Annotated in this window: 2 protein-coding genes; both read left to right on the top strand. The window is 47.9% G+C overall.

Translation table 11 applies throughout. The features are described from left to right. The first annotated feature begins 570 nt into the window (after positions 1-570). Complete coding sequence (locus BLU47_RS14365) at positions 571-1,581, top strand: GLPGLI family protein (protein WP_091964497.1); 1,011 nt, start codon at positions 571-573, stop codon at positions 1,579-1,581. Further along, on the top strand, positions 1,578-3,457 hold a 1,880-nt coding region (locus BLU47_RS14360; RefSeq protein WP_255402232.1), incomplete at its 3' end, for a TonB-dependent receptor. The genes BLU47_RS14365 and BLU47_RS14360, both read left to right, overlap by 4 nt.

Below are 3,457 nucleotides of genomic sequence, written 5' to 3'. Positions count from 1 at the left end.
CCCTATCCGCAAATCATCAACTCGCAGGAGATTGCCACCAGTGTCTACAATCTCCAAGGCATTCCTCATATCATCCTTTTCGCTCCAGACGGCACCATCCTCGCACGTGGTCTAAGCATGGACGAACTGAAAGCGAAACTCAAAGAGATATTCAACGATAACAAATAAACTCAAATAACAATTCGTGACCCATTCACTTTATGTCTAATTTTCAAAAAAACAGTAAGGATTATGGAGAACCCGACATTACCTACCAACTGGCTGGCAGCGCTGAGCAACGCCCGCTCGGCATCCCAATGGGTGACGCTTGCTCAGCAAGAACCTCGACGGCATTCAAACCACCTCGATTTCAGGAATCGGCAATGAAACTGGAAGATTCTATCTCGGATTTCAGGAAAATTTTGAGTCTTGCGACCAAGACGACCTCGGATTTCAGGAATCCGGGCAGGAAACGGGCGCGGCAGGGACGGATTGCAGCAATCTGCACTTTCACCGCCCCTGTCGCAGCCCGATTTTCTGGAATCCGGCGCCTCTCATGCAGAATTATATGATAATTTAAATACAAATAACATGAACAAAGCAAATTCAGAAATGTTCAAGAAGAGCAACGGTAAGACAAGTAATGGAGATGGCGGTTTACGCAGTTCTATTACTGATTATGAATTCGAGGAAGCTAACTCATGGGACAATGTGGTTTCAGATGGTATAATCCGTAAAAGAAATGATATGAGGAAGTCTTTGTTGATAATAGTTTTATTGCTATTCACTTATGGGCAATTCTCCTTTGCCCAGCAGTTCGCTTTGCAATCAACCTACAAGATAGTAAAAGCAGAAGTGTTAGATGGCGAACAATTTCATGTGACGTACGCCATGAGTTTCAAGGACAGTAAAAGTCAGCAAGAGTATCATCATGATACCCGAGTTGTACAGATAGGCAACAGCTACGTTAAAGACTACAGCTGGAATATGTACTCGCTCGACTCTTTATACACAGAGAAATCGAAATTCGGTAAGTCGTCGAAAGGACTACAGAAGCCGGTCTTCGCTTTTAACATTATCCGCAACAATGGCTCCAATCAAAACATGATATCATATAGAATGTTTGGGGCTCTTGGCACTCTCACTTACGAGGAAGAAGCAAGGCCGCAGGTATGGAACTTGGCTGATGGCACACAGAAGATTCTTGGTTATTCCTGCCATAAGGCAACAACCAATTATGCCGGGCGCAAATATACAGCTTGGTATACTGTGGATTTACCACTTTCTGCCGGACCATATAAGTTCTTTGGGTTGCCTGGACTTATTCTCAAAGTGGAAGAATCTACAGGAATGTATATTTGGAAGGCCATAGGCATTGAAAAGAAAAAGAGGAAAATAGTTAAGAATACATTCGAAAGGCAGGTGCATACCAGTAAGGATAAGGCATTGAAAACCATCAAGCGAATGTATGCCACTCCAGTCGCAATGCTCCTTTCTACTGGTACAATGCTCGCAACTGTTAAGAATGGCAAGTTAGTTGATATTACAGAGAAAGACGACAAACCAATTCCATACGAACCCATAGAGCTTGAAAACAAATGATGAAGCGTCTACTGCTATACATTATTATATTAGTCTCACTCGAAGGTAAGGCGCAGAACTTCACGGGAAGGGTGGAAAACATGAGCGGGAAGCCGCTCGCGTCAGCCTCCGTCGTGGCGAAAGGAGATGGGGGCTCTGTCGTGGCATTTGCAAGGTCAGGACAGGATGGTGGTTTCTCGCTGACCATTCCGCAGGGGAAAGAGGCGAAGGATGTAGAGTTTCTGATGATGGGCTTCGCAAAAGTGGTGATACCGCTGAAGGACTACAAGAACGGGCAGACCGTCAGGATGTCGGAGCAGGCCATTGCATTGAAAGAGGTGAAGGTGACACCACAGCGCATCCGTGAGGAGGGCGACACACTTACCTACTCCGTAGCAGGATTCAGGCAGAAACAAGACCGTTCGATTGCCGATGTGATTGCCAAGATGCCTGGGCTGGAGGTATTGCCGACGGGAGCCATCAGGTATCAGGGCAAGGCCATCAACAAGTTCTATATCGAGGGGATAGACTTGTTAGGCGGCAAGTATGCGATGGCGAGTGAGAACCTTTCTGCTGATAAGGTGAAGAGCGTGCAGGTGTATGAGAACCACCAGCCCGTAAAAGCCCTGAAGGATATTCAGTTTTCTGAGCAGGCCGCACTTAATCTGGTGCTGAAGGACGAGGCGAAGAACGTGTGGCAGGGTGTGGTGGACGTAGCAACGGGATATGGTGATAATTGGCTGAGGGATGCACGTCTGTTGGAAATGGTATTTGGACGCAAGAAGCAAAGCATCTCAATGGTGAAGGCCAACAACATGGGCAAGGACATCGAACACGAAGTGACAGACCTGTCAAGCTTTGACAAGACGGCTCCCACGGAGAGCGGCATCCTCAGCAACATCAGCTTAGGTGCGCCAAGTCTGGAACCCCAGCGCAGCAAGTTCAACGATACCTATATCGCCGCCACAAACTGGCTGTTTAAGAATAAAAAGGACGATGACCTGAAACTTCAACTGACAGGACTCTATGACCGCAGTCATCAGCAACAGAATCGTCAGACTATCTATCTCGACGCTGACTCCGCCGTGATTGCCGAGGAACAGTCAGCAAGAAGCACCCGCAGCGAGTGGCAGGCCGAACTACTCTATAAGGCCAACCGCGACAACCACTATCTGTCGAACACGCTGAAAGGCTATATCGACTTCAATAAGAGCGAGGGACTTTCGATGTTAAACGGACAGCCTACTCCCCAATACGTTGAACCCCGCAAACGCTACGTCGTGGACAATCTCGAACTCATCAACAAACTGAAGAACGGGCAAAGCTACTCCGTCACCTCGCTGTTCAGCTACAGCTATCTGCCTGGTACGTTGCTACTGACCAATGACAGCACGCAGCAGCTCACCCAGCAGACGCTCTACTGGAAGGCCTACGCCTATTATCAGCACAGCATCAGGCAAGTGAAACTTATCTGGCAGGCAGGTTTTGAGACCAAGAACCAGTGGTTGGCATTGAGCGACAAAGACCGCTATAGCGAGTATCAGCCATACATAGAGCCATCACTTAGCTATCGCGAAGGAGCATGGAGCATCAGCCTGAACGGGCGGCTTAGTTGGCTCATGCGTCAGTATCAGAAGAAGAACAGCCAGAATTTCCTTGCCGAGCCGCGCCTTTTCATCCGCTACAGTCTGACTTCCAAACTTGACATCAGCGGCAGTTACAGTTACCGATGGACTCCCAGCGACATCACCACTATCACCCGTCAGGCTTATTACACCGATTACATCTCTTGTCAGCAAGGATCAGGACAGTTTGAAAACACTACGGGACAAATGGCAAGTTTAGGATTAGGCTATCGTAACGTGATGACAGGAATGTTCTGCAGGCTCACTTCTGG

The organism is Prevotella sp. tc2-28, from assembly GCF_900107705.1.
GTDB lineage: Bacteria > Bacteroidota > Bacteroidia > Bacteroidales > Bacteroidaceae > Prevotella.
This window is presented reverse-complemented; position numbering and strand designations above follow the sequence as displayed.

Excerpts from the sequence above, each read along its gene's own strand:
- BLU47_RS14365 (WP_091964497.1), top strand. The coding sequence starts at position 571 with ATGAACAAAGCAAATTCAGAAATGTTCAAGAAGAGCAACGGTAAGACA.